The sequence below is a fragment of the Pseudomonas schmalbachii genome (assembly GCF_017589465.1).
Taxonomy (GTDB): domain Bacteria; phylum Pseudomonadota; class Gammaproteobacteria; order Pseudomonadales; family Pseudomonadaceae; genus Pseudomonas; species Pseudomonas schmalbachii.
Map to the genome: position 1 here is coordinate 1 of NZ_JAELYA010000020.1, position 970 is coordinate 970.

Consider the following 970-nt stretch of genomic DNA (forward strand, 5'->3'; position numbering starts at 1 on the left):
CAGCCACGTTGGTGAGGGTGCGTTCCGCACCGGCCTTGCCCACGCTCACGGTGCCAGTCGGGGCAGCCCCGGCGAAGTTGTAGGTGGTGTCCGCGATTTTGGCGGAAGCCGTGCCCACAGCCGCGGCAGTGGTCGCGCCGTCGCCCAGCGCCACGCTGTTGGCGGTGGCGGCAGTAGCGCCCTTACCGATGGCGATGGAGTTGGTCGCCGAGCTGGCTGCCTGCGGGCCGACCGCGATCGAATCGGTGCCGGTGGCCGAGGAATCGGCCAGGGTGGACTTGGCATGGAAGTACTTGATGCCGCCGCCGTTCTCGATGTCGGTGATAAAGGTCTCATGCACGCCCAGCGCGTCGTCGACCTTGGTGAACGCCGCGCCCACATCAGTGGCCGCGCCCGTGGTGCCGTTGATGGCGTTGGCCTTGGTCAGCGCGTAGCTGGGCGCACTGATGGCACCGGTGCTGGCGGTATAGGCAGCGCCACCGCCCAGGTGAGTCGCGGTATCCGCGCCCTGCTTGTCAACGCGACCGTCGAGGTTGGTAACCTCCTGGTTGGTGGCGAACAGTTGCGAACCGTTGACCGCATCGGTGCTGGTCGCACTCAGGCGGCCGGCGGCGACGTTGGTGAGGGTGCGTTCCGCACCGGCCTTGCCCACGCTCACGGTGCCGGTCGGGACAGCCCCGGCGAAGTTGTAGGTGGTGTCCGCGATTTTGGCGGAAGCCGTGCCCACAGCCGCGGCAGTGGTCGCGCCGTCGCCCAGCGCCACGCTGTTGGCGGTGGCGGCAGTAGCGCCTTTACCGATGGCGATGGAGTTGGTCGCAGAGCTGACTGCCTGCGGGCCGACCGCGATCGAATCGGTGCCGGTGGCCGAAGAGTCGGCCAGGGTGGACTTGGCGTGGAAGTACTTGATGCCCGCGCCGTTGTCGATGTCGTCGATACGGGTGTCGAGCTTGCCAACTTCCTGGTTGGTCGC

1 pseudogene is annotated in these 970 nt (G+C 67.7%); it reads right to left on the reverse strand.

Going from position 1 to position 970, the window contains the following annotated elements:
• Positions 1-970: pseudogene (locus tag JFY56_RS24140) on the reverse strand (hypothetical protein); the annotation flags it as partial.